Origin of the sequence: Streptomyces sp. NBC_01003, from assembly GCF_045162695.1 — a bacterium.
Lineage (GTDB): Bacteria > Actinomycetota > Actinomycetes > Streptomycetales > Streptomycetaceae > Streptomyces.
On sequence record NZ_CP108707.1, the window covers coordinates 7,060,852 to 7,087,010 of the forward strand.

General features: G+C 71.7%; 20 protein-coding genes. 4 read left to right on the top strand and 16 right to left on the bottom strand.

Going from position 1 to position 26,159, the window contains the following annotated elements:
• Nucleotides 1–25 precede the first annotated feature (25 nt).
• Nucleotides 26–1,408, top strand: a complete 1,383-nt coding sequence (locus OG698_RS32165; RefSeq protein ID WP_406107171.1) for an alpha-amylase family protein — start codon at nucleotides 26–28, stop codon at nucleotides 1,406–1,408.
• Between the two features lie 130 nt (nucleotides 1,409–1,538).
• On the top strand, nucleotides 1,539–6,863 hold the full coding sequence (pulA, locus tag OG698_RS32170) for a pullulanase-type alpha-1,6-glucosidase (RefSeq protein WP_406107172.1): 5,325 nt from the start codon (nucleotides 1,539–1,541) through the stop codon (nucleotides 6,861–6,863).
• A gap of 65 nt (nucleotides 6,864–6,928) precedes the next feature.
• On the opposite strand, the gene OG698_RS32175 is transcribed toward pulA, so the two are convergent.
• From OG698_RS32175 to OG698_RS32210, 8 genes are all read right to left on the bottom strand, one after another.
• Entirely contained in the window at nucleotides 6,929–7,447 is a 519-nt protein-coding gene (locus OG698_RS32175) for a GNAT family N-acetyltransferase (RefSeq protein WP_406107174.1), read from the bottom strand.
• A gap of 4 nt (nucleotides 7,448–7,451) precedes the next feature.
• Entirely contained in the window at nucleotides 7,452–8,162 is a 711-nt protein-coding gene (locus tag OG698_RS32180) for a TetR/AcrR family transcriptional regulator (RefSeq protein ID WP_406107175.1), read from the bottom strand.
• A gap of 56 nt (nucleotides 8,163–8,218) precedes the next feature.
• Nucleotides 8,219–9,295: a PDR/VanB family oxidoreductase gene (locus OG698_RS32185; protein WP_406107177.1), complete on the bottom strand. Its 1,077-nt coding sequence runs from the start codon at nucleotides 9,293–9,295 to the stop codon at nucleotides 8,219–8,221.
• Between the two features lie 2 nt (nucleotides 9,296–9,297).
• Nucleotides 9,298–10,215 carry a metal-dependent hydrolase gene (locus OG698_RS32190; RefSeq protein ID WP_406107178.1) on the bottom strand — a complete coding sequence of 306 codons (918 nt, stop codon included), beginning with the start codon at nucleotides 10,213–10,215 and terminating at the stop codon, nucleotides 9,298–9,300.
• A gap of 99 nt (nucleotides 10,216–10,314) precedes the next feature.
• Nucleotides 10,315–12,228 carry a hypothetical protein gene (locus OG698_RS32195; RefSeq protein ID WP_406107179.1) on the bottom strand — a complete coding sequence of 638 codons (1,914 nt, stop codon included), beginning with the start codon at nucleotides 12,226–12,228 and terminating at the stop codon, nucleotides 10,315–10,317.
• A gap of 55 nt (nucleotides 12,229–12,283) precedes the next feature.
• The gene (locus OG698_RS32200) at nucleotides 12,284–12,796 is read right to left on the bottom strand and encodes a tetratricopeptide repeat protein (protein WP_406107180.1); all 513 of its coding nucleotides are present in this window, start codon (nucleotides 12,794–12,796) and stop codon (nucleotides 12,284–12,286) included.
• A 106-nt stretch (nucleotides 12,797–12,902) separates the two neighbouring features.
• The gene (locus OG698_RS32205; protein WP_406107181.1) at nucleotides 12,903–13,703 is read right to left on the bottom strand and encodes a tyrosine-protein phosphatase; all 801 of its coding nucleotides are present in this window, start codon (nucleotides 13,701–13,703) and stop codon (nucleotides 12,903–12,905) included.
• 76 nt (nucleotides 13,704–13,779) lie between these two features.
• Complete coding sequence (locus OG698_RS32210) at nucleotides 13,780–16,884, bottom strand: alpha-N-acetylglucosaminidase (RefSeq protein ID WP_406107182.1); 3,105 nt, start codon at nucleotides 16,882–16,884, stop codon at nucleotides 13,780–13,782.
• A gap of 120 nt (nucleotides 16,885–17,004) precedes the next feature.
• Between OG698_RS32210 and OG698_RS32215 the strand changes: the two genes are divergently transcribed.
• Nucleotides 17,005–17,442 (top strand): hypothetical protein, encoded by a 438-nt coding sequence (locus OG698_RS32215; protein ID WP_406107183.1) that lies wholly within the window; start codon nucleotides 17,005–17,007, stop codon nucleotides 17,440–17,442.
• Nucleotides 17,443–17,491: 49 nt separating this feature from the next.
• Here OG698_RS32215 and OG698_RS32220 read toward each other — a convergent pair whose 3' ends face one another.
• From OG698_RS32220 to OG698_RS32255, 8 genes are all read right to left on the bottom strand, one after another.
• Nucleotides 17,492–19,027, bottom strand: coding sequence for a DUF1996 domain-containing protein (locus OG698_RS32220; RefSeq protein ID WP_406107184.1), 1,536 nt, complete (start codon nucleotides 19,025–19,027; stop codon nucleotides 17,492–17,494).
• Nucleotides 19,028–19,093: 66 nt separating this feature from the next.
• Nucleotides 19,094–19,744 (bottom strand): response regulator transcription factor, encoded by a 651-nt coding sequence (locus tag OG698_RS32225; RefSeq protein ID WP_326776095.1) that lies wholly within the window; start codon nucleotides 19,742–19,744, stop codon nucleotides 19,094–19,096.
• Complete coding sequence (locus OG698_RS32230; protein WP_406107185.1) at nucleotides 19,729–21,018, bottom strand: sensor histidine kinase; 1,290 nt, start codon at nucleotides 21,016–21,018, stop codon at nucleotides 19,729–19,731. The genes OG698_RS32225 and OG698_RS32230 overlap by 16 nt, the downstream gene beginning before the upstream one ends.
• A 126-nt stretch (nucleotides 21,019–21,144) precedes the next feature.
• Nucleotides 21,145–22,143: an NAD-dependent epimerase/dehydratase family protein gene (locus OG698_RS32235; RefSeq protein ID WP_406107187.1), complete on the bottom strand. Its 999-nt coding sequence runs from the start codon at nucleotides 22,141–22,143 to the stop codon at nucleotides 21,145–21,147.
• Between the two features lie 102 nt (nucleotides 22,144–22,245).
• The gene (locus OG698_RS32240; protein WP_406107189.1) at nucleotides 22,246–22,884 is read right to left on the bottom strand and encodes a winged helix-turn-helix domain-containing protein; all 639 of its coding nucleotides are present in this window, start codon (nucleotides 22,882–22,884) and stop codon (nucleotides 22,246–22,248) included.
• 381 nt (nucleotides 22,885–23,265) lie between these two features.
• On the bottom strand, nucleotides 23,266–24,297 hold the full coding sequence (gene glnII / locus OG698_RS32245; RefSeq protein ID WP_399968529.1) for a glutamine synthetase: 1,032 nt from the start codon (nucleotides 24,295–24,297) through the stop codon (nucleotides 23,266–23,268).
• Nucleotides 24,298–24,532: 235 nt separating this feature from the next.
• Complete coding sequence (locus tag OG698_RS32250) at nucleotides 24,533–25,240, bottom strand: hypothetical protein (RefSeq protein WP_406107191.1); 708 nt, start codon at nucleotides 25,238–25,240, stop codon at nucleotides 24,533–24,535.
• A 143-nt stretch (nucleotides 25,241–25,383) separates the two neighbouring features.
• Entirely contained in the window at nucleotides 25,384–25,746 is a 363-nt protein-coding gene (locus OG698_RS32255; protein ID WP_326776101.1) for an arsenate reductase family protein, read from the bottom strand.
• Between the two features lie 133 nt (nucleotides 25,747–25,879).
• Here OG698_RS32255 and OG698_RS32260 point away from each other — a divergent pair, with 133 nt between their 5' ends.
• Nucleotides 25,880–26,158, top strand: a complete 279-nt coding sequence (locus OG698_RS32260) for a hypothetical protein (RefSeq protein ID WP_399968525.1) — start codon at nucleotides 25,880–25,882, stop codon at nucleotides 26,156–26,158.
• The last annotated feature ends 1 nt before the right edge of the window (nucleotide 26,159 follow it).

Genomic DNA, 26,159 nt, shown 5'->3' on the forward strand with positions numbered 1-26,159 from the left:
AGCACACCGACGTGCAGGAGGAAACATGGCTATCAGATCGCGGGCGGCCGCTCTCGCCCTCGCGGCCGGCACCCTCATAGGGGCCGCCGGATCCGCCGGGACGGCCCAGGCGGCCCCGCCCGGCACGAAGGACGTCACCGCCGTCCTCTTCGAGTGGCGGTTCGACTCGGTGGCGAAGGAGTGCACCGCCCGGCTCGGCCCCGCCGGCTACGGCTACGTCCAGGTCTCGCCGCCCCAGGAGCACATCCAGGGCTCCCAGTGGTGGACCTCGTACCAGCCCGTCAGCTACAAGATCGCGGGCCGGCTCGGGGACCGTACGGCCTTCAAGAACATGGTCGACACCTGTCACGCGGCCGGCGTCAAGGTCGTCGCCGACACCGTGATCAACCACATGGCGGCCGGGTCGGGCACCGGCACCGGCGGCTCCGCGTACTCCAAGTACGACTACCCCGGCACCTACTCGGCCGCCGACATGGACAACTGCACCGCGCAGATCAGCAACTACCAGGACCGCTTCAACGTCCAGGAGTGCGAGCTCGTCGGCCTCGCCGACCTCGACACCGGCGAGGAGTACGTGCGCGGCCGGATCGCCGCGTACCTGAACGACCTCCTCTCGCTCGGTGTCGACGGGTTCCGGATCGACGCCGCCAAGCACATCGCCGCCGCCGACCTCGCCAACATCAAGTCGCGGCTCAGCAACCCGAACGCCTACTGGAAACAGGAGGCGATCTACGGCGCCGGTGAAGCCGTCTCGCCCAGTGAGTACACCGGCACCGGCGACGTCCAGGAGTTCCGGTACGCCCGCGACCTCAAGCGCGTCTTCAACAGCGAGAACCTCGCCTACCTGAAGAACTACGGCGAGGGCTGGGGCTACATGGCCTCCGGGCAGTCCGCCGTCTTCGTCGACAACCACGACACCGAGCGCGGCGGCGACACCCTCAACTACAAGGACGGCGCCGACTACACCCTGGCGAACGTCTTCATGCTGGCCTGGCCCTACGGATCGCCGGACATCAACTCCGGCTACGAATGGACCGACAAGGACGCCGGGCCGCCCAACGGCGGCACGGTGAACGCCTGTTGGCAGGACGGCTGGAAGTGCCAGCACGCCTGGCCCGAGATCCAGTCCATGGTCGCCTTCCGCAACACCACCCGCGGCCAGTCCGTCACCGACTGGTGGGACAACGGCGCCGACGCCATCGCCTTCGGCCGCGGCAGCAAGGGCTACGTCGCGATCAACCACGAGTCCGCCGCGCTCACCCGCACCTACCAGACGTCGCTCGCCGCGGGCACGTACTGCGATGTGCAGAGCAACAAGGCGGTGAGCGTGAACAGTTCGGGCCAGTTCACGGCGACGCTCGGGTCGAACACGGCTCTCGCCCTGTACGCCGGCAAGTCCGGCTGCTGACCCGGATCCCTTTCCCACCTCGGTAACCCCCGTTCCGGCTGCCCGGCGCGTCCTCCCCGCTCGCGCCGGGCGGCCCTGTCCGCGCACCCCCGTGTCCCTCCCGCCGTCTCCCTCCCGTCGAGGAGTTCCCGTGATACGCCCCGCCCTGCCGCGAAGAACAGCGGCCGTCCTCGCCGTCGCCCTGTGCGCGGCCCTGGCCCCGGCCCTGCCCCTGGCGGCGGCCGCCGAGAGGGCGCCCGCGCCCCCGTCCGACGCCCGGCTCGCCGCCGCGCCCGCGCGGCACGACCTCACCCGCGAGCAGTTCTACTTCGTCATGCCGGACCGCTTCGCGAACGGCGACACCTCCAACGACCGCGGCGGGCTCACCGGTTCACGCTCGGCCACCGGTTACGACCCCACGGACAAGGGCTTCTACCAGGGCGGCGACCTCAAGGGCCTGACCGAGCGGCTCGACTACATCAAGGGCCTCGGCACCACCTCCATCTGGCTCGCCCCGATCTTCAAGAACCGGCCCGTCCAGGGCGAGGGCAAGGACGCATCCGCCGGGTACCACGGCTACTGGATCACCGACTTCACGCAGGTCGACCCACACTTCGGCACCAACGCGGACCTCACGAAGCTGATCGCCCGCGCGCACGCCAAGGGCATGAAGGTCTTCTTCGACGTCATCACCAACCACACCGCCGACACCGTCGACTACGCCGAGAAGGAGTACGGCTACCGCCCCAAGGGCGCCTACCCCTATCTCGACACGCAGGGCCGCCCCTTCGACGACCGGGACGGCGTGCGCAAGGTCGACGCCGACTCGTTCCCGTACACCCCGAGGAACACCGGGCAGAAGGTGCCCGCGTGGCTCAACGACCCGGCGATGTACCACAACCGGGGCGACTCCACCTTCGCCGGGGAGAGCGCCGAGTACGGCGACTTCGGCGGGCTCGACGACCTGTGGACCGAACGGCCCGAGGTCGTCTCCGGCATGGAGAAGATCTACGAGCGGTGGGTGCGGGACTTCGACATCGACGGGTTCCGCATCGACACCGTCAAACACGTCGACCTGGACTTCTGGACGCAGTGGGCCACCGCCCTCGACGCGTACGCGAAGAAGCACGGCAGGCCCGACTTCTTCATGTTCGGCGAGGTGTACTCCGCCGACACCGACGTCACGTCCCCGTACGTCACCCGCGGCCGCCTCGACGCGACCCTCGACTTCCCCTTCCAGGACGCGGCCCGCGCCTACGCCTCCCAGGGCGCCTCCGCCGACCGGCTCGCCAAGGTCTTCGCCGACGACTACAAGTACGCCTCCGGCAGGGCGAACGCGTACGAGCAGGTCACGTTCCTCGGCAACCACGACATGGGCCGCATCGGCTCCTTCCTCAAGGCCGACGACCCGAAGGCGTCAGACGCCGACCTCGTGCGCCGCGATCGGCTCGCCAACGCCGTGATGTTCCTGTCGCGCGGCAACCCAGTCGTCTACTACGGCGACGAGCAGGGCTTCACCGGCTCCGGAGGTGACAAGGACGCCCGGCAGACCATGTTCGCCTCCAAGGTCGACGACTACCTCGACGACGACGAACTGGGCACGAACCGCACCCACGCCGAGGACTCCTACGACACGAGCGCACCGCTCTACAAGGAGATCGCCGCTCTCGGAAAGCTCCGCAGGGACAACCCGGCCCTGGCCGACGGCGTCCAGACCGAGCGCTACGCCAAGGGCTCCGTGTACGCCTTCTCGCGCACGGACCCGAAGACCGGCATCGAGTACGTCGTCGCCCTGAACAACGCCGCCGAGGCCAAGGACGCCACCTTCGCGACCGGCTCGGCCGGCACCCGCTTCGACGGCATCTACGGCACTGACAAGCCCCTGACCAGCGGTTCCGGCAAGGACGTCACCGTCACGGTGCCCGCCGGTTCCGCCGTCGTCTACAAGGCCGCGAAGACGCTGCCCGCGCCCGCCGCCAAGCCCTCGGTCACCCTCGATGCCCCGGCCGCCGGGGCCACCGGCACCGTGACCCTCCAGGCCGACACCGACGGCGGACAGCTGGGCCGCGTGGTCTTCGCCGCCCAGACCGGCAACGGCGCCTGGCACACCCTCGGCTCCGTCGACCACGCGCCGTACCGGATCACCCAGCACATCCCCGACACGGTGGCCGCCGGAACACCCCTGCGGTACAAGGCAGTTGTGGTCGACCGCGCCGGACGTACCGCCAGTGACCTCGCCGCGTCGACGGCGGGGCAGGCCCCCGCGCCCGCGAAGCCCAGCGCCGTCGACCGCGCCTACGGCGTCGTCCACTACAAGCGGACCGACGGCGACTACGACGGCTGGCAGCTCAAGTCGCCCGCCGGAACAGGTGACTTCACCGGCCGGGACGCCTACGGCGCCTTCGCCTGGGTGAAGCTCGCCGACGATGCCGGCTCCGGCAGCCTCACGTACACCGTCGAGAAGAGCGGCGCCGCCGACGGGCCGCAGCGCACCATCGACCTCGGCGCGACCGGCGAGGTCTGGGTCGAGCAGGGCAAGGACGGCCAGGCCACGACCGCCCCCGACGGCACGTACCCGCCGCAGGACAAGACCAAGGCGGTCCTTCACTACCAGCGCGCAGACGGCGACTACGACGGCTGGGGGCTGCACACCTGGACCGGCGCCAAGAACCCCACCGACTGGTCCAAGCCCCTCGAACCTGTGAAGAAGGACGCCTACGGCGTCACCTTCGAGGTGCCGCTCGCCGACGGCGCGACCTCGCTGAGCTACATCCTCCACAAGGGGGACGAGAAGGACCTGCCCACCGACCAGTCCCTCGACCTCACCGCCAACGGCAACGAGGTGTGGCTGCTCGCCGGACAGCCCCGTTACGTGCTCCCGCAGACCGGCGGAGCGCCCGACCTCGACCTGGCCAAGGCCGAGGCGCAGTGGATCGACCGTGACACGGTCGCCCTGCCCGCTGACGGCGCTGCGGCCCTGTCCGCACAGCTCGTGTACGACCGCGACGGCGGCATCACCGTCAAGGACGGAGCGCTCAGCAGCGAGGGGCAGTGGCTGCGGCTGAACAAGGCCGCCGGCGGGCTCACCGACGCCCAGCTCGCCCGCTTCCCCCAGCTGAAGAAGTACGACGCCTACACCGTCGACCCCCGCGACCGTGACCGGGTCGGCGACGCCCTCGAGAGCCAGCTGATCCTCACCCGGCGCATCGCCAACGGCGCGCTCGTCACGGCAACGGGCGTACAGACAGCGGGAGTGCTCGACGACCTGTACGCGCAGAAGGCCGGCAAGGCATCACTCGGTCCCGTCTTCACCAAGAGCGGGGTCACCCTGTCCGTCTGGGCGCCCACCGCCCAGTCCGTGGCCGTCGACCTCGACGGCCACACCGTCGCCATGCGCCGCGACGCCGCGACCGGCGTCTGGTCCGTCAAGGGGCCACGCTCCTGGCAGGGCAAGCCGTACCGCTACGCCGTGAAGGTGTGGGCACCCAGCGTCCAGAAGATCGTCACGAACAAGGTCACCGACCCGTACTCCACCGCCCTCAGCGCGGACTCGGAGCGCAGTCTCGTCGTCGACCTGGACGTGAAGTCCCTTGCCCCGCCCGGCTGGTCGGCCCTGAAGAAGCCGAAGGCCGTGCCGCTGCGCGACGCGCAGATCCAGGAGCTTCACATCCGCGACTTCTCCGTCGAGGACCGCACCGCCAAGCACCCCGGTACCTACCTCGCCTTCACCGACAAGGACAGCAAGGGCAGCGAGCACCTGCGCGAGCTCGCGAAGGCCGGGACCTCTTACGTCCATCTCCTGCCCGCGTTCGACATCGCCACGATCCCCGAGCGGAAGTCCGAACAGGCGGCCCCGGACTGTGACTTGAACTCCTTCGGTGCCGCCTCGGACCGGCAGCAGGAGTGCGTCGGAAAAAGCGCCGCCAAGGACGCCTACAACTGGGGCTACGACCCGTACCACTACACCGTCCCCGAAGGCTCCTACGCCAGTGACCCGGACGGCACCGCACGCACCGTCGAGTTCCGCCAGATGGTCAAGTCCCTGAACGCGGACGGACTGCGCGTCGTCATGGACGTCGTCTACAACCACACCGCCGCGAGCGGCCAGGCAAAGACGTCGGTGCTCGACCGCATCGTGCCCGGCTACTACCAGCGCCTGCTGGCCGACGGCTCCGTCGCCACCTCCACGTGCTGCGCGAACACCGCCCCGGAGAACGCGATGATGGGCAAGCTCGTCGTCGACTCGATCGTCACCTGGGCCAAGGAGTACAAGGTCGACGGCTTCCGCTTCGACCTGATGGGACACCACCCCAAGGCCAACATCCTCGCCGTCAGGAAGGCCCTCGACGCGCTCACCGTGGAGAAGGACGGCGTCGACGGCAAGAAGATCATCCTCTACGGGGAGGGCTGGAACTTCGGCGAGGTCGCCGACGACGCCCGCTTCGTACAGGCCACGCAGAAGAACATGGCGGGCACCGGCATCGCCACCTTCTCCGACCGCGCCCGTGACGCCGTGCGCGGCGGCAGCCCCTTCGACGCCGACCCCGGCGTCCAGGGCTTCGCCTCCGGCCTCTACACCGACCCCAACTCCTCGAAGGCGAACGGCACCGAGGCCGAGCAGAAGGCCCGCCTCCTGCACTACCAGGACCTGATCAAGGTCGGCCTCACGGGGAACCTCGCCGCCTACACCTTCACCGGCAGCGACGGCCGTACGGTCAAGGGCGCGGACGTCGACTACAACGGCGCACCCGCCGGATACGCCGACGCGCCGGGCGACGCACTCGCCTACGCCGACGCCCACGACAACGAGTCCCTCTACGACGCGCTCACCTACAAACTGCCCGCCTCCACCGCCCCGGCGGACCGCTCGCGCATGCAGGTCCTCGCCCTCGCGACGGCCGCGCTCTCCCAGGGCCCCGCGCTCTCCCAGGCCGGCACCGACCTGCTGCGGTCCAAGTCCCTCGACCGCAACTCCTTCGACAGCGGGGACTGGTTCAACGCCATCCACTGGGACTGCCGCGACGGCACCGGCTTCGGGCGCGGACTGCCTCCGGCCGCCGACAACAAGGACAAGTGGCCTTACGCCACACCCCTGCTGACCTCGGTGCCCGCCGCGAAGTGCGCGGACATCGAAGGGACATCGGCGGCGTACCGGGACCTGCTGAAGATCCGCACCACGGAGCCGGCGTTCGGCCTCGCCACGGCCGGGCAGGTCCAGGAGAAGCTGTCCTTCCCGCTCTCCGGCAAGGACGAGACGCCCGGGGTGATCACCATGCGCCTCGGCGACCTCGTCGTCGTCTTCAACGCCACGCCGCGCACGCAGGAGCAGCGCGTCGGCGCGGTAGCGGGCACCTCGTACCGGCTGCATCCGGTGCAGGCGGCGGGCGCCGATTCCGCCGTGAAGTCGGCCTCGTACGAAGCCGGTTCGGGAACGTTCACGGTCCCGGCGCGCACGGTGGCGGTGTTCATGCGCTGACCGGAAGGAGGGCCGGACGCCCGGCACGGCAGGGGTGACGAGCCCTGCCGTGCCGGGCGTCCGCGTCAGCCGACCCGCTTCTCCATGAGCGTCACCGCGTACTTGCTGCCGCCCGCGCCCGCCTTGAACGGCTGCTCGCCCACCACCGTGTAGCCCGCGCGCTCGTAGTAGGCCCGCAGCCGGGGGTTCGTCGACACACAGTCCAGGCGGCACAGGTCACGGCCCGCGGCGGCGACCCGCTCCTCGGCGTGCGCGAGCAGCGCGCGGCCCGTACCGGCCGGAGCGCCGCGCCGCACCATGAGGCGGTGCACATAGCCGGCCTCGGGCGGCCGGGCACCCCACGCGGCCTCGTCGTCCCACCACAGCTCGTACGCGCCGGCCCCTTCAGAAGGCGCGTCGCCGGCGAACCAGACCTCGCCCTCCTTGATCCGGAGGCGGAAGTGGTCCTCGGTCTTCTCGCCCGGCTGCCACTGGTCGATGCCCTGCTCCACCATCCAGCGCGCCGCCCCGTCGTACAGGGCGACGAGCGCGGCGAGGTCGTCGGGCCCGTCGGCTGCCCTGCGGAACGTGAGTCGCGGCGTCATGGAGTCAGGATCCCGAAGGGGCGGGAGCGGGCGCGAGCGCGACAAGCCGGGCGATGAGGTCGCCGAACGTCCCGTCGGCGGGCTCGTCCGCCAGGATGTGGCGCAGCAGCCCCGCCATCTCCTCGTCGTACGCGGCGCTCACCGCGGCGAGCGCCGCGAAGTCGTGCACGAGCTGCGCCTCCAGCTCACGCCGCGGGATGCACCGCCCGTCCAGCCAGATCAGCGCCGTGGACTCGGCGAGCGAGATCCACGAGCGCACCACGAGCTCGAGGCGGGGCGGCGGGTCGGTGACGCCGAGGTGCGTGAGGATCTGGACGTACGCGGCCTGCCGGACCGAGTCGATGAGCGCGTTCGTCGTCGACGAGCCGACGGCGGGGCCGCCCCGCATCAGCGCCGAGAAGCCGGGCCCGTGCTCGTCCACGAAGTCGAAGAACCGCCCCATGACCCGGATGAGCCGGGCCCCGAGCGGACCCTCCTGCGGTTCCACGAAGCGCTGCCCGAGATCGTCCGCCGCGCGCCTCAACGCGGCCTCGTACAGGCTGAGTTTGCCCGGGAAGTAGTGGTACACCAGCGGCCGGGAAATGCCCGCGGCCGCGGCTATCTCGTCGATGGAGACGTCGTCGGGGGAGCGGTGGCTGAACAGTTCGAGTGCGACCCCGATCAACTGCTGCCGGCGCTCCTCGACTCCCATCCTGCGGCGCACCCCGGTTGTCATACGAACACCCTACCGAGCAATTCCGGCCCCGTGCGGAGCCGGTCCGCGCGAGCCGGTCACAGGTCGAGCACGAGCCGCTCCCCGCGCGCCCGGGAGACACAGATCAGCATCGAGTCGTCACGCTCCGAGTCCGTGAGCAGCTCGTCCCTGTGGTCGATCTCGCCCTCCAGGACCCGCTGTTGGCACGTCCCGCAGAACCCCTGCTCGCAGGAGTACGACACACTCGGCACCTCGGCGCGCACCGCCGCGAGCACCGAAGTGCCCGCCGGTACGGGGACGGTGCGGCCGGTGCGCCGCAGTTCGACCTCGAACGGCCCGTTGCCGTCGGCCGACGTGTGCGGGGCGAACCGTTCGAGATGCAGCTCGCAGTGGCCGGGAAGCGCCGCGGCCACGGCCTCCATCAGCCCCTCCGGACCGCAGCAGTAGACCGCGGTGTCCGGTGCCGACTCCGCCAGCAGGCCCGCCAGATCGGGGCGCCCCTCCTCGTCCTCGGCGACGACGCGCACCCTGCCCCGCTCGCCGCCGAGCTTCTCCGCCTCCTCCAGGAACGGCATCGACGCGCGCGTGCGCCCCGCGTACAGCAGCCGCCAGTCCGCGCCCCGGGCTTCGAGGGCCCGCAGCATCGGCAGGACCGGCGTGATGCCGATGCCGCCCGCGACGAACACGTACGACGGGGCGCCGGCGGTGAGGGGGAAGCGGTTGCGCGGGCCGCGCACCTCGACCTCCGACCCCTCCTGCAGCTGCTCGTGCACCTCGCGCGAGCCGCCCCTGCCGTCCTCGATGAGCCGCGTCGCCACGGTGTACGACGAGGTGTCCTCGGGGTCACCGCACAGCGAGTACTGCCGGATCAGCCCCGACGGCAGGACGAGGTCGAGATGCGCGCCCGGTTCCCAGGCGGGCAGGTCCTGACCCTCGAGGCGCAGTTGGACGACACCGTCGGCGACGGACTCGTGCCGCGTGACGAGGAGCCGCAGGGCACGCGCGCGCGGACGGCCCGAGACCGGCTCGTCGAGCGCGGGCATCGGCCACAGCGGGGACGCCTGGATGCGGCGGCGCAGGGCGCGGCGCGCCAGCAGGGCGGAGCCGGTGACGAGCAGGACGGTACGCAGCCGTGGGGTGCGGGGGCGGGGCATGGTCAGACGGCTCCGTTCGAGGTCCGGGCTTCCGCCGCCGTCGCGGCGGGGGAGGTGGCCAGATAGGCGACCGCCTGCGCGGTGCTGCCCTCCTGGGAGGGGTGGTAGGAGCGGCTGAGATAGCGCGGGATGGACTTCACCATGGCGGCCGTGGAGGGCAGGACGCCCCGCTTCCCGCCCTGGTAGAACTCCTTGAACGACGCCTTGCCGTCGAGCACCGTCGGGTCGTTCTCCATGAAGAAGCGGGCCCCGCGCTGCCACAGGAACATCAGCGCCGAGAACGCGAGCGCCCAGGTCCGCACCCGGCGCCGGTAGTCGCCGTCGACGTGCTCGAACAGCTCGAAGGCGACCGAGCGGTGCTCGACCTCCTCCGCGCCGTGCCAGCGCAGCAGGTCCAGCATCGTGGGGTCCGCGCCCTTGCGGTCCAGCTCGTCCGCGTTGAGTACCCAGTCGCCGAGGAACGCCGTGTAGTGCTCGATCGCGGCGATGAGCGCGACCCGCTCCATCAGCCACCACTCGCGCGCCCGCCCCGGCGGCAGCGTCCGGTCACCGAGCAGCTTCTCGAAGAACCAGTCGACCTGCGCGGTGTACGGGGTCGGGTCGAGCCCCTGCTCCTTGAGGTGCGGCAGCACCTCGTCGTGGGCCTGCGAGTGCATGGCCTCCTGGCCGATGAACCCGATCACGTCCTCGCGGAGCCGGTCGTCGCGGATGTACGGCAGGACCTGCTTGTAGACGTGCACGAACCAGCGCTCTCCGGCGGGCAGCAGGAGATGCAGCACGTTGATCGTGTGCGTGGTGAACGGGTCGTCCGGGATCCAGTGCAGCGGGGTCCTGTCCCAGGAGAAGGAGACCCTGCGTGCCTTGAGCGCGACGCGCTCGTCAGCGACGGGCCGCGGTGCCCGGCTCTGCGTATTAGACATGGCGTCAATGTACTGACGGGTAGGGGGCGGGTACACCCCTCGTGCGCCGATTTCTTTACGGAGGTGTCAGCAAGGGGTGTCCGCTGGGGCGCCGGGGGTTCAGCGCAGGGCGCCCACCTCGCGGCCCGTCGCCGTGCGGCCGGTCAGCTTCGTCCTGGCCCCCTGCCGGGTGGGCGCGGCGAGGATGTTGTCCGCGGCCCGGGCGCCGCCCGACGACGCGATCGACGTGACCTGCTTGCTCGCGGCGGCCACCACGTACCAGGTGCCTCCCCGTGACTTCCACAGCACGCCCGCGAGGACCAGCGGGTCCCGGCTGCCGCAGGCCGGGGTCCCCTCCGACTTCGCGGCGACCGCCGCCGTCGTCCCGCCGGGCGCCGTGAACAGGGCCAGCGTCCGCGCTCCGCCGCCCCGCCAGGTGTCGGCCCGCGCGCACGCCCAGTCCGCCGCGCCGCTGCCCTCGGGGAGCTGCTGGCGTGCGTACGCCCAGGAGTTGACGGTGCGCACGCCGTGCGAGCGTACGGAGGTGAGGGAGCACGCCGAGTGCTGCCAGTCGGCCGCGACCGCCTCGCGCGGAGCGCCGGGACGGCCCGCCGTGAGATGCGCGGGCACGAGCTCGCCGAGGTCGGTGGAGAGGCGGGTGCCCGCGTCGTCCCGCAGGGCGAGCGTGTTCCACGACGTGCAGTCGCGGGCGAGCGCGGGGCTGGCGAACGGGGCCGTCACGCCGTCGGGGGCGCGGCCGAGCGGCATCGGCGCCGCCGACGGTTTCAGCAGGTTCCGCACGGCGGCGCTGCGCACCCAGGGCGCCGTCAGATAGCGCACGTTGCCGTCGGCCCGGTCCACGACCAGGGCGCCCGTCTCCGGGCCCGTGGCGCCGTCCGCCCGCGCGAAGTCGAGCGCGGCGCCGCTCGTGCCGTCCTTGGGCTCCGCGTACCGCACGATGCGAAGACCGTCGTAGAACAGCACGATCCGCGCCTGGTCGACCTCGCCCGCGTACAGCAGCTGCGGGGGTCCGGGCGGGGCGCCGGCCTGGGTGCCCGGTGTCGCGGAGACCTGGACGGAGCCGCCGGGCCGCGCCCAGACCGCGAGGGCGCGCCGCAGCAGCGGCCGGTCGCCGGTCAGGGAGCCGCGCGCGGGCCACACCGAGAAGTCCGTACGGGCCGACGTCTGCCACGCCGTGGCCGGGACCCTCGTCAACTTGCCGGGATCCAGGGCGGCCAGGTCCGCCGGGTTCTGCGCGTAGGCGGGCGCCGCGGCCCCCTCAGGGCCCCAGCCGCCGCCCGGCAGGCCGAGCAGCGCCCCGCACACCAGCGTCGCCGCGGCGGCCGCGATCACGGCCTTCACATGCTGCCTGCGCCGCATCAGGTCCGGCGGCCTGGCCTGGAGCGAACACGGGTCGAACTCCGTCGACTCCAGGAGGGCGAGCGTGTCCTTCCCTGCCGGCATGGTCACGCCGTCCGCCTCGGCGAGCGCCGCGTCCGGGTCCTCGGCGCCGGCCGCACCCAGCATGTTCCGCACGGCGCTGTCGTCGAGCCGTTCGAGGCCGCGCAGGACGAACGCGGCGCGGCCGGGGCCGCTGAGCGCGGACAGCCCCTGGTCCAGGGCCAGTTCGTCGGCCCCGCCCGAGCGCGGGAAGAGCCGCAGGCCCCACACCTGGGGGAGCAGTGGCGGCAGCTGCGAGCGCCGCGGCCAGGCCCTGCGCCGCAGCGGGCGGCCGGCGTCGAGCGCGGTGCGCAGGACCCGGAGCCGTACGAAGCCGTAGCCCGGATCGCCGTTGCGCCCTTCGGCGGTGCGGGGTGCCGGCACGGCCGCGGCGTCGGCCGAGGCGCGGGCGCGCGGCAGGGCGCGCTGGGTCAGGGAGTGTGCCGTGAGCACCCGGCGGTTGCGGCCGAGGCTGGGCGGGAGCACCAGGTAGGCGAGCCGGACGAGCCGCGGGTAGTGCTCGACGAGAGCGGCCTCGGCCTGCTCCACGTCGACGACCGGACCGGGACGGGGGACGACATCCTGTGACTGCACCTTCGACTGCACGTTCAGCTGAACGAGCGAATCGTCGGATGGTCACTTCACGGCGTCACCCCGGCTCCGGCTCCGGTTCGACCAGCAGGCGGGCGTAATTCGCCATCGACCTCTGGTATCGGGGCAGATGGGGCGCCAGTGCGCCGAGCGCCAGCGACAGGCCCTCGCGGTCCCGGCCCAGGCTGGACAGGCACAACGCCAGCGTGGCGCGCACGGCGTCGTCCAACTCGTCGGAGGGCGCGTCGAGTTCGGGCGTGAGAAGCGCCACACCCTCCTCGGGCCGGCCGATGTTGCGCAGGGAGCTGGAGAGCTGGATCTTCGCGCGGCGGCCCCGGTAGCCGGACAGGCCGAGCTTCAGGGCCTCCTGGTACAGCGGCACGGCCCGGTCCGAGTGGCCGGTCGAGTCGAAGGCGCTGCCGCGCTCGAACGGGCCGACCGGGCTGTCGTCCGGCAGCTCGGCGACGAGGTCGTCGATGGCGGCGCGGAAGTCGCCCGCGGTGGACTCGTCGTAGTCGTCGATGCTCGCCCACGCCGCGGTCAGGCGTGCTTCCCAGTCTTCGCTGCTCATCGGGTCACCTTGGCACGGATGTGCCCACGCGGCACAGGGGTTTCGCCGAGACCCCGCGCCCCCGGGGTCCCACGTCGCCAGCGCCCCGAGCCCTCGCACCCCCGCGTCACCCGGCCGTCAGCCGCTTCCGGATCCGCTCCACCGCCTCGTCCGGCACCTCGAGCCCCTCGCGCACGTATGTCTCGAAGTCCCCGTACTGCACCGCCACCTCGTCCTGCGCGGCGTGCAGGTACGCCGCACGTACGCCGATCAGCGCGAGCGCGATCTCCGGGTCGCCGCCCTGCGCGGTGAACCCCTCGACCAGCGGCGCGAAGGCCTCCCGTACCGCCGAGTTGACCGACAGGTACTCCGTCTCCAGGGCCGCCTGGTCCGCGCCGAGGAGCGTCAGTACGACCGTCGTGGCCCAGCCGGTGCGGTCCTTGCCCGCGGTGCAGTGGAAGAGCAGCGGGCCCGCGTCGGGGTCGGCCAGTTCGGTCAGGAGCGTGCGGTAGGCGGCCCGCGCGGACTTCGTGGAGACGAGGGCGCGGTAGGTGTCGGCGAAGAGCGACTCGGCGCGCCCGCCGCCGAGTTTCTCGTCGGCGAGCGCCGGGTCGGACAGGACATGCTTGAGCTGTGCGGCGGCGGGCGCGGCCCCGGTCTGGGCGATCTTGTCGGCGAGCGCGTCCGCGACCAGGACATGGACGCCGTCGGGGACGTGGTCGGGGTAGGAGGCGCGCTCGCCGTTGGTGCGGAAGTCGATGATCGTGCGGATGCCGAGCGCGGCGAACGCCGGATCGGTTGCGGGGTCGAGCCGGTCGAGCTGCCCGGACCGCAGGGCGAGGCCCGGGCGTACGGTGCGTCCGCCGGGCAGGGGGATCCCGCCGAGGTCACGGAGGTTGGCGACGGTGGTGGCAGGGATCGCGGGCATGGGCGGGACTCCAGATGTCACAGCCGTGACCGGATTCACGGCTTTTGTCCCGCCTATTCTGGCCCAGGGCCCGCTGCTACCCGAGCTGCCAGCCCCCGAACTCCACGGTGCCGCGCGCCCCGCCGCCCCCGTTCGTCGCCGTCATGAACAGCCCCACGTCCTGCGTCGTCGCCGCCCCCGGCACCGCCACGGTCGCGACGGTCCGCCAGGTCGTCCCGTCGTCCGTCGAGCACTCACCCGTGTACGAGCCGCCGGACCGGGTCAGCCTCAGCCTCACCGGCGCCTTGATCCCGGTGATGCGCCGGTACGTGTCGAGCGTGCCGTCCCCGTTCGTGTCGTACGACAGCACGACCCCGTTGGACGGCGTCCCGGAGAGGTTCAGGAAGCCCGGGGAGCCGGGTGTCGCCAGGGAGTTGCGGACGATGAGGCCGGCCCGCGCCCACGGGCCCGTGGCGGCCTGCGCGGTCACCGTGACCTCGACCGACGACCCGTCCGTGAAGGCGCCCTCGCGGTACGCCGAGCCGAACTCCGTGGTTCCCTTCCACAGGTCGGCGCCCGCCCCGTCGATCGCGTACCGGTTGCCCAACTGCCCGAAGACGGCGGCATTGTCGGTGACGGTCCGCCAGGCGCCGTCGAGCGGCCCGGCCTCGAAGAGCGTCCCCGTGTGGACCGACGTCACCCGGTCCTCGCCCCGTGGCCCGTACCGCACGGTGAGCTCGTACGGCAGTGGGCGCAGCGGCCGGTCCAGGGGCGTGCCGGGAGCGCTCGCCTGCCAGCGGACCGTGCCCGTGCCCGCGGGCACGACGCTCGCCAGGGACGTGGAGCCCTCGGGCGCGGCATCGAGGCCGGACAGCGTGAAGTCCACGCGCCCGGTTGCCCGCAGCCCGTTGACGTTGCGGAAAGCGGCCTCCACGCGCGCGTGCCCGCCGGGAGGGAACGCGGTCGGCTGGGCGGTGACGGACAGCGAGCCCTGGTAGGGCGCCCGCGCGAGCACGTCACGTACGTGCGTGGCCGTCTTGTACGCGTCCCCGATGGGCCGCAGCGGATAGTCCTTGCGCTCCCTGGTCCACGGCTCCTCGAACGCGTACCAGTCGACGGCCGCGGGCGCCGACCCCGTGGCCAGCGCGTCCTCCAGGGCGTCCAGCCACTTCTGCCAGCGCGGCACGTAGAAGTCGGACATCAGGCCGTGCCACTCGCGGTTGGCGTACTCGTGCAGGTTCCCCGGGTCGGACGTGGCGCGGTCGCCCCACACCGTGATGAGCACCTTCGCCGTGCGCTCGAACTCGGCGCGCTCGGCGTCGCTCGGCGCGAGCCGCCGCGCGTCGTCGATCCACGGCCCGAGCAGGAACGCCGGATGCGTCCCCGTCACGTCGTCTGACAGCCGCATCAGCTTCAGCCACAGCGTCGCCAGGCTCCGGAAGGCGTCCCGGTCTTTCCTCGCGTACGCGGCCCGCAGCTGCGGCAGGAGCTGACGCGAGCGGTGCGCGAGCGCCTGCCGCGCCACGTCCACCAGGTCGTACTTGTACGCGGCGGAGCTCCGCAGCCCGCCGGCCACGCCGAGCAGCCCGCTCAGGGCCGCGTCGAAGCGGCCCGGGTCGTAGGCCAGGGCGCGGGGCGCGTACTCGGCGGCCCGGTTCGCGGCCAGATCGGGACGGGCACAGAACAGCGAGTCGTGCGCGTCGCTGCGCTCCACCGCCGTGTGCTGGTACGCGGTGTCGTGCAGGGCGCGCCAGGCGGCCCGCGCGTCCGCGTCCCGGCCTCCGTAACGGAAGTCGGCGTACCCGGAGAACCAGGCCGCCCGGTCCACCTTGCCCTCGGTCCAGGCGAGTTCGGAGAACAGCTCGAAGGCGGCCGGGTCGCGGTCGGTGCCCTCCGGCATGAAGGCCGTGCCGGCGAGCGCGCTGCCCGGCTTGTCGCGCCACGCGAAGAACTTCTCGTTCCAGATGTGCGCGCGGGCGCCGATGGTGGTCCGCCCGCCGAAGTTCGGGATCGTGCCGAAGGCGTAGGGCGTGCCGCCCCAGTCCTTCTCGCGGTCGGTGACGGTCGTGAAGCGGTCGGAGACGCCGTCGACGATCAGCATGCGCTTCCTGTCGATCGCGTCGATGAGCGCGGGCAGCGGGTTGGCCTCCCAGCCGAGAATCACCCACGTGGCTCCCGGGTGCGCCTTCTGCAGGGCCTTCTCGACGCCGCGCGCCGCGTCCGGCACGGGCACGTCACCGGCTGTGCCGCCCTCGTGCAGCAGGTCCATCTTGAAGTGCCCGGCCGCGCCGAACAGGTCCCGCTGATGTCCGTAGAAGGAGGCGGCGACGTCGGCGAAGGACTGAGTGCGCGGGTCGAGCCAGTCGGGCCGGTCGAAGCCGTGCCAGGTGCCCTGCGGAACGACGTGCGCGTCGCCGCCGTTGCGCTCCACGAAGCCGTGGGGGACGTGCCCGTAGTAGCCGGGGAACACGGGCGACATGCCGAGCTCGCGCAGCCTGTCCGTGATCCTGCGGCCCAGGTCGACGCGCTTGGCGATGAGCTCGGGCGAGAGCGGTCCGCCGTACCCCGACAGGTTCTGCAGGAGCCACCACGGCTGGTGGGTGGGCGCCGGCAGCCAGGCGCGCGACTCCGCGTCGCTGTACCCGAAGTCCTTCAGGACGCGCTCGTACACGGCCTCCGTGCCCGCGATGACGAGGACCTCGTTGCACCCGTGCAGCGCGAGGACGTCGATCATCCGCTCCCAGTACGGCCAGTCCGCGTACGGCGCGGTGTAGCCGTCGTTCGTGTCGTTGAGGGCGAACCGGTGGGGGAGCGCGGTGGATCTCGCCAGGGGGCGCGGGGGCGCCGGCAGGGTCTTCGGCAGGTCGAGCTGGCTGCCGTTCCACGCGATGTGCGCCCCGCAGACGTACTTGAGATACCAGTGAACTCCCTTGAGCAGCACGGCCGGTGTCGTGCCGGCCACCTCGACGCTCCCCCGCGTGCCCGTCACCCGGAACCGGTCGCCGCCGCCCTGCGGGGAGAGGAACCTGAGACGGAACTGGTCCGCGTGACCCGGGAGCAGTCTTTTGAGTGCGGAGCGTACGGGAGCCGTATCGAAGGCAGGGCCCTCGGCGGCGTGAGCCGTGACGGGGAACCCCGCGGCGGCTCCCAGGCCGATGGCGCCGGCGGTGCCGAGGACGGAACGTCGCGACGGTGCGGTCATAGGTGTGCCCCCTGCGTCGGATGGTGCGGCGCACGGTAACCCTGTGACCCCCCTTGCTCAACGCTGTGCACGGAGCTGGCGAATTCGTGTCGCCGCACGGGACGGAAGGAAACGATGGGAATGACGCGACGCACGCGGCGCATATGGGTGACCGGGGCGATGGTCTCGCTGGCGGTCCTGACCGGCTGCGGATCGAGCGCCGACGGCGTGCCGAAGACCGCGACCGGCAGCCTGGAACAGCTCGCCGCCAAGGCGAAGTGCAGGCCCGACATCCAGACGGACGCCGACGAGCTGCGCCAGGCCACCTGCGGCGACGGCCGGGACCGCTACATCCTCGCGACCTTCGCCACCGACCGCGGCCAGGCCGAGTGGCTCGACCAGGCCGACGACTACGGCGGCACCTATCTGGTCGGCCGCCGCTGGATCGCCGTCGGCGCCGACAAGGCGGTCACAGCGCTGCGCGGTCGGCTCGGCGGGACCGTGGAGAAGTCCTCCTCGCACCACTCGGGGAGTAGCGGTGGCGGGGGTCACGAGGAGGACGGGCACTCCGGGCACTGACGGTCACCGCGCGAGCTGACCGCGCAGCAGTCGACGGGGGGTCAGGCCGTCAGGTACAGCGCTGACCCCGGTTGATGCAGTTCGCGACGCGCTTCATCAGGCCGTCGTCGAAGACGTTGATGAAGTCGCCGTGGTCGGTCACGGGCTTGTGCAGCTGCTCGGGGAACGAGTCGACGGCGAAGCCGGGGCCGGGCGGGACGTCGTACACGATGCGCTGCTGCAGCTGGGGGATCGCCTGGAAGCCCTGCGGGCAGGCCCCGCTGGCCGGGTCGGCGAAGGCCACGTGCGTTCGGTGGTTGGCGCTGTCGGTGTTGCGCCCGTCCCAGCAGCTCTGGAACTTGAACGACCGCACGACCTTGCTGCCCTCGGGGCAGATCGGGTACTTGTCCTTGAGCTGGCGGTCCTCGAAGCCGGTGCAGCTCCAGGACGCGTTCGCGTTCGCGTCGCCGTTGGTGAAGGCCTTGGCGTCACCGGTGATGATGCGCAGGAACCGCGGCATGGCGACGACCTTGCCGGTCGGATTTCCCACGAACTTCAGCGTGACCGAGGCAGGTGTCTGGATCTCGCCGACATTCTGGTCCTTGCCGCCGCCGTCGGCCTGCGCGTCGTTCTCGTCCTTTCCGTTCTGGAGGCGCAGAACAGGCCAGTAATAGGTCGACTTGTCGCCCTGATTGCGACAGCTCGTGTCGCCATTCGCAAGATCGTCGTCACTCGCGAAAGCGTCGTTCGCCTGATTTCCCACGTAGTCGTGCATATGGTGCGCGCCATTGCTCACACCCGGCGCCACGATGACGTTGTCGGGATTGAACTTGCCGTTCTCGTTCCGCCCGCATTTCGTGGTGAACGTGCCGCGGGAGGCGGCCTGCTGGTTGGGCGGCTTGTTCACGTTGGGCTGGACGGAGTTGATGTCGACGAAGTCGGAGGCGTCGGGGCCGTTGCCGTTCTGCTGACCGCCGCCCTGACCGCCGTCCTGTCCGCCGCCCTGCTGACCGCCGTCCCCTTGCTGGCCGCCGTCCTGTTGGCCACCGTCTCCCTGGCCACCGTCTCCCTGGCCGCCGTCCGCGGGGGCGGACGGTGCGGCGGAGCCGGCCGGGGGGCTGCCGTCGGTGCCGGCCGACCTGGCCGTGCAGGCCGCGAGGTCCTTCATGCCCTCGGGGGCCGTGCCGCCGGCCCGGCTGATCTCCAGGCCGATCCGGTCGATGAGGTTCGAACGCCGCTCCTTCAACGGCTGCAGAATGCTGTTCTGTACGAACTGCGGATCCCGCGCCGCCGCGTCCCGCGAGGCCGCGAGGCGCTGGTACGACTCGGTGATCTGGCTGTCCATCGTGGCCAGTTCGCCGTCGACCTCCGACCGCGCGGCGTCCGGCACGTCGGAGAGCCCGTTGCCCACGTCGGGGCAGTCGATGGTGGCGACCTGCTGTTGTTGCTGCTGCGCGCCGTCGCCGCGCTGCGCCGGGTTCTCCTCGTGGGCGGACGCGTAGACGTTCACCGCGACCAGCCCTCCTCCACCCAGGAGCAGTGCGGCCGACGCGACCGTCATGCGCGTCGCGAGTGACGAGCGCCGTTTTCGTGATGTGCGTCCCATGGAGCTACGTACGCAACACACGGGCCCCTTGTTCAAAGAGAGCACCGGTGATTTCCCGGCGGAATCTCAACGGCCCTGATCCAGATAGGCGATGACGGCGAGAACCCGCCGGTTGTCGTCGTCCGACACCGGAAGTCCCAGCTTCAGAAAGATATTGGAGGTGTGTTTCGCGATCGCCCGTTCCGTGACGACGAGTTGGCCCGCGATGGCCGCATTCGACCGGCCCTGCGCCATGAGTTCCAGAACCTCCATTTCGCGCGGTGTGAGACCGCCGAGCGGCGCATCGGCGGCCCGCCGCGAGAGGAGCTGCTGGATCACCTGCGGGTCCATCGCGGTCCCGCCCGCGGCGACCCGGCGCACCGCGTCGATGAACTGGTCCGCGTCGAACACCCGGTCCTTCAGCAGATAGCCGATCCCGCCGTTCCCGTCGGCGAGCAGCTCGCGCGCGTACAGCTGCTCCACGTGCTGCGACAGGACGAGGACCGGCAGCCCTGGCCGCGCCCGCCGCGCGGCCAGCGCACACTGCAGCCCCTCGTCCGTGTGCGAGGGCGGCAGCCGTACGTCGACGACCGCGACGTCCGGCTCCAACTCGGCCAGCGCCTTGGTCAGTTCGGGCCCGCTCTCGACGGCCGCGGCGACCTCGAAGTCGTACGCCTCCAGCATCCGCACCAGGCCGTCCCGGAGCAGGAAGAGATCTTCGGCTAGGACAACGCGCAAGGAAGCTCCATCGTCACCATGGTCGGACCGCCCGCGGGGGAGCTGACGGCGAGGACGCCGTCGAATGTACCGAGCCGGCGCTCGATCCCGCTCAGCCCCGACCCCGCCCCGACACTCGCCCCGCCCTTGCCGTTGTCGGTGACGGAGATCCGCAGCATGCCCGTCTCCCCGGTGTGGTGCACGTCGACCCAGAGGCGGTCGGCCCCCGAGTGCTTGACGGCGTTCGTGAGGACCTCGCTGACGGCGAAGTACGCCGCCGACTCGACGGGCGCCTCGGCGCGGCCCGGCAGGTCCACGTCGACGTCGGTGGCGACCGGCAGCCGCAGCGCGAGCGCCTTCACCGCGTCACCGAGGCCGCGCTCGGCGAGGACCGGCGGATGGATACCGCGGACCAGGTCGCGCAGCTCGGTGAGGGCGTCGGCGGAGGATCTGCGGGCCTGCGCGAGCAGCTCCTTGGCCTTCTGCGGGTTCTTCTCGATCAGCGCCTCGATCGTGCCGAGATCCATGCCCATGGCGACGAGGCGGGCCTGCGCGCCGTCGTGCAGGTCGCGCTCGATACGGCGCAGCTCCGCGGCCGAGGTGTCGACCGCGTCGCGCCGCGTCTGCGTCAACACCTCGACGCGGGCGGCCAGTTCGCCCTCGTCCGGGGTGAGGACGGCCCGGGCGAGCTGGAAGTGGGCGCGCAGCAGCACAGGGGCCGTGAAGTAACCGGCCACGAGGAGCGCGTTGGCGAGGCCGGCGGCCGCGAACGCGGAGCCCTGGCCGCTGATGGGCACGAACCCGTACCACCAGCCGACGTACGTGCCGTCCGTGAAGACCCGCCACAGGCCGGCCGCGAGGGCGTACCCCTCCAGCGGATAGAAGATGACCGCGGCCGGCAGCAGCGCGGTCACGAACCCGGCCGTCATGTCGACGAGCAGCCAGAGCAGGTCCCGCCAGGTCGCCGGGTCACCGAGCATCAGCCGGCAGCGCTCCGCCTGCCCGACGAGCCCGGTCCGGACATCGGCGGGGAAGGGCCGGTACAGCGCCGGGACGCGGATCCCGTACCACTCGGCGGCGAGGACGCGCCGCCGGTTCGCCCAGGACCTGACCAGGCAGAGCACGGCAGGAGTGGTGAGTACGCCGACACCCAGGACGATGAACACGATCGACAGGACGGACAGCACGAAGAGGGTGAGCGACCCGGCGAACCCCACGACGGCGAGCGCGAGGCCACGCGCCCCCGCCACCAGGGCGCGGCGCGCCCGCCCGCCGAAGGCACTCGACGCGTCCATCCCGCTCTCCGTCCACCGCCCGACCCGTACGCCCCCAGTCTCCCCGGCCGGGGCCGTACGGGGCATGGGGCCGGGCACCCTTCCTGGGGGTGTATCTGGCACCACCCCCAGGGACCGCCCGGGGCTTCAGCCCGCCAGGACCTTCGCCTCCGTCGCCGGGTCGAGGCCGAGCACCGGCCGGTCCGGGCGCTGCGGGGCCTTCCCGCCGATGGACTCCAGCCAGGCCCAGGTGTCGGCGACGGTCTCCTCGACGGGCCGGCAGCGCAGCCCGGCCGCGACCGCCTTCGCCACGTCACCGCTGTGCATCGCGGCATGCATGTCACCGCCCGGCGGCACCCACACCGGCAGCTGCATCCACGGCTCGATACCCGCCGCGGCGATCACCTCGGGAGCGGTCCAGCGCAGTTCGGCGTCGACCCCGGTGGCCCGGATGCAGGCGTCGAGCAGCCCGCCCATGGTCGTGTGCCCGGAGGGGCTGATCACGGTGTACGGGCCGCTCAGTCCGGCCTGTGCCGCATCGAGGACCCAGGTGGCGAGGTCGCGTACGTCGATGTACTGGAGCGGCAGTTCGCGGGGGCCGGGTGCGAGCACGGGGCCGCCGCGCGCGATCCGCCCCAGCCACCACGGGAGCCGGCCGATGTTCTCGTACGGGCCGAGGATCAGCCCGCACCGCACGAGCAGCGCACGCCCGGCGCCGAACGCTTCGACCGCCGCGAGCTCGCCGCCCCGCTTGTCCCGCGCGTAGTCCGTCCGTTCCGCGTCGGGCGAGGCACCGTCGACGACCGGGGCGTCCTCGGTGTAGCCGGGCGGGGGCGCCCACGTGTACACGGACGAGGTCGACACGTATACGTAGCGGCCCGCGCGCCCTGCGAGCAGCCGGGCGGAGTCGCGGACCACGCGGGGCGCCGCCCCCCAGGTGTCCACGACGACGTCCCACTCGCCCTCGCTCTCCGCGAGCGCGGCGAGCCCGCCGTCCGCGGTGCGGTCCCCGTGCAGGGACCGCACCCCTTGGGGCGCCGCGTGCTGCCCGCGGTGGAAGACCGTCACGTCCCAGGACCGGGCGACCGCGGCCTCCACCACTGCGCGCCCCACGAATTCCGTACCGCCGAGTACCAGAAGTTTCATGCCGGTGACTCTGCCCGCTCGGGACGCGTCAGGGAATCCGTTTCTGCCCGTGGGAGAACTGTTCGGCTGGGGACGGCCGACGGACGGCGCTCCGCTCGACGGTCAACGCGCGGCCGGCGGGGCGTACTTGTAGCCGACCCGCCGCACCGTCTGGATCACCTGACGGTGCTCGGCCCCGAGCTTGCGCCGCAGCCGCGCGACATGGACGTCGACCGTCCGTCCGTCGCCCACGTGCCCGTAGCCCCACACCGTGGTCACGAGCTGGTCGCGGGTGTGCACCCGGTGCGGATGCGCGACCAGGTGCGCGAGCAGCTCGAACTCCAGGTAGGTCAGGTCGAGTTGACGCCCGTCGACCTGCGCGGTGCGCTGTGTGTCGTCGATGCGGACGAGCGCGTCGGTGGCGGTGTCGCTGTCCTGCGGCGCGGCTTCGGGCCGCCGCCGCCCGGGCTCGTCGGGCACCGGGAGCAGCGGCTGCTGGTCCGCCGGTACGAGGACCAGGTAGCCGATCATCGGGGGCCGGCCCGGCAGCGTGGGCAGGGTGTGCGGGGGAGCGGGCAGCCAGGTCGCGCCCGGCGGCAGGAAGTCGGCGACATCGTTCCCCAAGCTCTCAACTGCGTTCGAGCGGGGGAGACCCCAATCCTCGTCCCGGTCGACGGCGCGCAGCCGGTGGCGGCCGGAGGCGACGGGGGAGGGGGCGGAGGTCACAGAGGAAGCGGTGGTGAAGGAACGGGTGTTCGCCATGAGTGGTCAACTCTTTCGCGCGAGGAGTCATCGAGATCGTCGAGAACTGCGAGGTCGCAGAAGGACCTACGTCGTGCGCGCGGGCCGAACGCCGGGGTGAATCGGCTTTAGAGGGCCTGCGCGTTCTCCGCGCGGCAACACACCCGGTCGAAGTCGTGGTGCTGACGGGAAGGCCAGAAGGGCTCGAGGTCGTGGCGACCCGTCGCGGTGTCGTGGAAGCTGGCCATAGCCCCATTGAAGCAGACGGGGGCGCGGGGCAGGACCCCCCTCTCACCGGTCGGACGGCGCCTTGGCGTGAACTTGACGCTGTCCGAGGTGCGCGGCGACGCGAAGGGCGCCCACCGGACCGGTGGGCGCCCTTCGGGAATCAGGTGCCGCGGATCAGACCTGGCCGGCCTTCTCCAGAGCGGTGCAGCAGGTGTCGACGATCAGGCGCGTCACGACGTACGGGTCGACGTTCGCGTTCGGACGGCGGTCCTCGATGTAGCCCTTGCCGTCCTTCTCGACCTGCCACGGGATGCGGACCGAGGCACCGCGGTCGGAGACGCCGTAGCTGTACTCGTTCCACGGGGCGGTCTCGTGCAGACCCGTCAGACGGTCGTCGATGCCCGCGCCGTAGTTCTTGACGTGGTCCATCGGCTTCGAGCCCTCGCCGAGCGACTCGCACGCGGTGATGATCGCCTCGTAACCCTCGCGCATCGCCTTCGTGGAGAAGTTGGTGTGCGCGCCGGCGCCGTTCCAGTCGCCCTTGACCGGCTTCGGGTCGAGGGTCGCGGAGATGTTGAAGTCCTCGGCGGTGCGGTACAGCAGCCAGCGGGCCACCCACAGCTGGTCGGAGACCTCGAGCGGGGCGAGCGGGCCGACCTGGAACTCCCACTGGCCGGGCATGACCTCGGCGTTGATGCCGGAGATCCCGAGGCCCGCCTTGAGGCAGTTGTCCAGGTGCGCCTCGACGACGTCACGGCCGAAGATCTCGTCCGCGCCGACACCGCAGTAGTAGCCGCCCTGCGCGGCCGGGAAGCCGCCCACGGGGAAGCCGAGCGGGCGCTCGCCCTCGAAGAACGTGTACTCCTGCTCGATGCCGAAGATCGACTCCTGGGCGGCGAACTGCTCCGCGACCTCGGCGAGCGCGGCACGCGTGTTGGACTCGTGCGGCGTCATGTCGATGTTCAGGACCTCGCACATGACGAGGATGTCGTCGCCGCCGCGGATCGGGTCCGGGTAGGAGGCGACGGGACGCAGCACGCGGTCGGAGGCGTGGCCCTTGGCCTGGCTGGTGCTCGAACCGTCGAAGCCCCAGATCGGCAGCTCTTCGAGCGCCGGCGCGGAACCCGCGACAATCTTCGTCTTCGAACGGAGCTTGGCCGTCGGCTGGGTGCCGTCGATCCAGATGTACTCAGCCTTGAACGTCACGGGGCCACATCCTTCGGGTGGGTCTGTACGGCGCAGTCATGTGCGGGTGCGGCGCCTCGGTGTGCTGCTCCGCAGACTGTCAACAGGCGATTTCCCGTCCGTTGCCCGTATGTGAACCCCGTGTTACCCGGGCCCTTCTGTGGCCGGAGTCACGTTTCGCCGGACGGCCCCGGCCCGCGCACGTCATGGGGGCACGCGCGCGGGCCGGGGCCGTGGGCCTGGTGGGCCTGTGAGGTCAGCCCACCTTCTCGACACGTGCGTTGCGGATGAGGAATTTGCCCGGTTCGCGGACCTGCTCGAACGCCGAGTTGTTCAGCAGGACGCAGCTCCCGGAGACGGATGTGACCTCGACGGACGTGGACTTGCCGTTGTCCAGGTTGGTGACCTTGAGCTTCGTCCCGGCGGGGAACTGCCCGCTGGACGCGGCGGGCGCGCCGCCCTCACCGGACAGCGTCACGGTCGAACCGGCACAGACCTGCTCACCGGCGGCGTCCCCTCCTGCGTCACCGGCGCCGCCGGCCGCGTCCGTGGGATCGGGTTCGGCGGTGACGGTGTCCGGCGGCGCGGCGGTCACCGTCTCCATACCGCCGGCCGCGTCATCGGAACCGGCTCCGGCGGCGTCATCAGCGCCGGCCCCGGCCTGCGCCCCGTCCCCGGCCTCGCAGCCGGACGCCGCCTCCTTGCGCCGGATCTCCGCGATGACCGCTTCCCGGTTGGCGATGCGGGCCTCGGACTGCGCGTCCGGGGCGGCCCGCTGCCCGTCGATGAACTTCTGGTTGTTGGCGATCGCGGTCTCCAGGCCCTGGCAGACCTGGGCGTTCTGCGCGACCGGCGCAGCATTGCCCGTACTCGCGAGCGCGAACGCCGCGCCACCGGCGACGAGGGCCGCGCTCACCGCGAGCGCGGCCTTCTTCCGGGGGCCCATCCTTCTCCTGCGGGACATGTCCGCCTCCTGCCGTCGTTACGAACGTCGGTGCGCGCACCGTTACGTACGGGTAACTGGAGGGCAGAACTCAACCGACCCAGGAGAAGCTCAAGTAACGTACGTCACATGAGAGTTGGGGCCGCGGATGAGCCCCTCGCGTCTCAGTGGCGTCCGAGCGCGTCCCGGACCGCGTCCTCGCTGCGCGCCACCACGGCCGTTCCGTCCTCCGCCGTGATGATCGGCCGCTGGATGAGCTTCGGGTGCGCGGAGAGCGCCGCGATCCACCGGTCGCGCGAACCCGCGTCCCGCGCCCAGTCCTTCAGGCCGAGCTCCTTCGCGTCGGCCTCCTGCGTCCGCGTGATGTCCCACGGTTCGAGCCCGAGCCGCTCCAGAACGGCGCGGATGTCGTCCTCGGACGGCACGTCCTCCAGGTAGCGCCGCACCGTGTAGTCGGCTCCCTCCGCGTCGAGCAGGGAGAGTGCGCTGCGGCACTTCGAACAGGCGGGGTTGATCCAGATTTCCATGGGGCCAAAGGTACGGGAAAGGCCTTGTGGCCAGCGGCTATTGTCAGTGCCCGGCAGTAGAATTGAGGCAGTGTTCGAGGGAGCGCCCGGGGCCGCGGAGGGCCTCGGAAGGTCTCCCTCCCGCGACAGGAGGATGTCTGTGCCCGCTGCCGCACCGATGCTGATCGACCTGCCCTGCAAGCCACTCACGAAGAAGGCCCTGCCCGCGGGACGGCCGCGTGACTGGTACATCACGCACAACCGCCGCCTCAAGGCCATGCGCCTCGCGATCGCCCTGCTCGACTCGGGCGTCTACCTCCCGAACCAGGCCCACAACCGGACGATACGGAGCACGGCGGAGCGCGTCGGTATCCATCCGCCGTCGGACACCACCTGCCACATGGTGCGCGCGCTGATGCGCTACAGCCGCTGAC